Source organism: Mesorhizobium sp. M2A.F.Ca.ET.067.02.1.1 (genome assembly GCF_004023285.1).
In the GTDB taxonomy this organism is placed as follows: domain Bacteria; phylum Pseudomonadota; class Alphaproteobacteria; order Rhizobiales; family Rhizobiaceae; genus Mesorhizobium.
The window spans coordinates 1-2,582 of record NZ_RZSB01000807.1; the positions used below are offsets into that span (position 1 = coordinate 1).

3 protein-coding genes are annotated in these 2,582 nt (G+C 65.3%); all 3 read right to left on the reverse strand.

Features of this window, described 5'->3' with window-relative positions; genetic code table 11:
• On the reverse strand, nt 1-149 hold a 149-nt coding region (locus EOA28_RS40580; protein WP_245501646.1), incomplete at its 3' end, for a DUF6105 family protein.
• A complete protein-coding gene (locus tag EOA28_RS32065; RefSeq protein WP_348527568.1) occupies nt 149-697 on the reverse strand; it encodes a hypothetical protein in 549 nt (182 codons plus the stop codon). The genes EOA28_RS40580 and EOA28_RS32065, both read right to left, overlap by 1 nt.
• A gap of 214 nt (nt 698-911) precedes the next feature.
• Nucleotides 912-2,540 carry a DNA alkylation response protein gene (locus EOA28_RS32070; protein WP_127251487.1) on the reverse strand — a complete coding sequence of 543 codons (1,629 nt, stop codon included), beginning with the start codon at nt 2,538-2,540 and terminating at the stop codon, nt 912-914.
• Nucleotides 2,541-2,582 lie beyond the last annotated feature (42 nt).

Here is a 2,582-nt window from a genome sequence, read left to right on the forward strand (position 1 = left end):
CCGAGCATCTGGCCATAGAGCTGGAAAGCGAAATCGTGCACCTGTCGGCTCAGCATCGCGTAGCCGAAATTCATGTCGTTGGCCGACAGGAAGAACCATCCCCAGAAGATGGCCATCGGAGCAGCCCAGAGTGTGAATATCGTGCGCATCAGCGCCTGCCTCCAGGCTTGCTTTCCGGGCGGCCGGATATGCGCGAAAGCAAGGAGCTGTGCGCGGCCCCCATCGCCATGCGCGAGGCGGCGCGAACATTGCCCTGGGGCAAATTCATTGCGGCGGCAAGGGCGGAGCGGCGCTCGGCCGTCACCGCAACATAGGAGGCAAGCAGTGCCGTCATCTGAACGCCGACAATCACGAACAGGCCGTCGATGCCTTCCACCACGCCGCCGATGAGAATCAGCGAAAGCAGCGACGATGCGAAGATGAAAGCGACCCGCGCAACGCTTTCGCCTGCGTCGGGCCTTGCCGGGCCGTTGAGCAGCGTTTCGACAAAGGCCCAGCAGAACAGCACCGCGACAGTCAGGAGCGCGACCGAAAGCGGCGCGACCACGGCGACATTTTCAAGATGCGGAAACCGGCCGCCCTGGATAGAGAGGCCAAGCACGCCAAGCGCCGCTGCTATGCCCCGGCTGCCGTCCATGCATACATAGGCAAGCAGGGCAAAGACCACCGCCCAATGCAAGGCCAGAACTGAGCTCAAGACGTGCCGCATACGAATCCTGCTTCGCGGAGCCCGGGCCATGGTTAACCCTTCCCTACTCCAGCAAGCGGAGATTGGGCTTTGCGAAGGTCCGCCGCAATGGAAACCATTTGTTAAGGTTAACGGCTATCCACAAATAGGCAATCGTTCTGGGAGCATGGCACCGAAGCGTGCGAAGCGGTTTTCGGATCGTACTCTTTGATTTAGAGCCGGATCAGGTCACCGGCGGATAGAGCGTGTCGATGATCATGCGCGCATCATGGCGCGAATCGAGCATGCCGTAGGTGGTGCGCCACTGGCCGCCGAGCCGGGTTTCGACGAAGGCGTCGGCGATCCGCCCTGCTCCCAGCCTGCGAAGCTCCGCCGCGGCCGCCGAAAGCGCGAGCTGTTCCGTCAACAGGCGCGCCGACCCTTGGTCGGTCGCGGCGACCTGCATGGCCGCCTTCAGCACGCCGATAGTGCCGCGTCCGCCGGTGCCGAGATCGCGGTCGATGCCCGCGAGCACCTCCTCGAATAGGCCGGGCGCGCGGCCAAGCACGCGCAGCACATCGAGCGCCATGACATTGCCCGAGCCCTCCCAGATCGCGTTGACCGGCGCCTCCCGGTAGTAGCGGGCTAGCGGCGCTTCCTCGACATAGCCATTGCCGCCAAGGCATTCCATCGCCTCGTAGAGCAGCGCCGGCGCGATCTTGCAGACCCAGTATTTGACCACAGGCGTCATGGCCCGGGCAAAGGCCGCCTCGCCGCGATCGCTGGCCGCCTCGTCGAAGGAGCGCGCCAGCCGGAACGACAGCGCCGTGGCCGCGGCGACGTCGAGCGCCATGTCGGCGAGAACCCGCTGCATCAGCGGCTGGTCGATCAGGTTCGAGCCGAACACCTGGCGATGGCGCGTGTGGTGCACGGCCTCGGCAAGGCCCGCCCGCATCAGCGCCGACGAAGCGACCGCGCAGTCCAGCCTCGTCAGCGTCACCATGTCCATGATGGTCTTCACGCCTGCGCCCGGATCGCCGACCATCTCGCCGATGGCATTGACGAACTCCACCTCCGACGAGGCGTTCGAGCGGTTGCCGAGCTTGTCCTTCAGCCGCTGAAAGCGGAAGCCATTGCCGGAGCCGTCGCCCAGGATGCGCGGCACGAGGAAGCAGGACAGCCCCTCCGGCGCCTGACCGAGCACCAGGAAGGCATCCGACATCGGCGCCGACATGAACCATTTGTGGCCGGTGAGCCGGTAAAAGCCGCTGCCGGTGCGCTCCGCCCTGGTGGTGTTGGCGCGGACATCCGTGCCGCCCTGCTTCTCGGTCATGCCCATGCCGAGCGTCAGTCCGGTCTTCTGCACCGGCGGCTTCTGCGTCTGGTCGTATTTGCGCGTCGTCACGCGCGGCGCCCATTCGCGGAAAAGCTTCGGGCTCGCCATCAGCGCCGCCAGCGATGCGCTGGTCATGGTGATGGGGCACAGATGCCCGGTCTCGAGCTCGGCGGTCAGATAGAAGCGCGCCGCCCTTACCTGATGGCGGCGGCCGATCTCGGCATCGCCGTTCTCCCAGACGGAAGAATGCAGGCCGCCGGCAACCGAGCGGCGCATCAAGGCGTGATAAGCCGGATGGTATTCGACCAGGTCGAGGCGCCGGCCTTGGCGGTCATGCGTGCGCAATTTCGGCGTGTCGGTGTTGACGAGGCGGGCAAGCTCCTGCGCCTCCTGCGTCATCACGAACCGGCCAAGCCCGTCGAGATCCTTGCGCACGGGATCCGAAAAACGTTCGGCAAGCTGGATGAGCAACGGATCGCCCCGCCAAGCGTTGCCGCCCGTCAACGGCGGCGGCTGGTTGATCACCTCGTCGGTCACGCGTCTTCCTTACATCCCCAGGCCGCGATCACGAATCCGAGG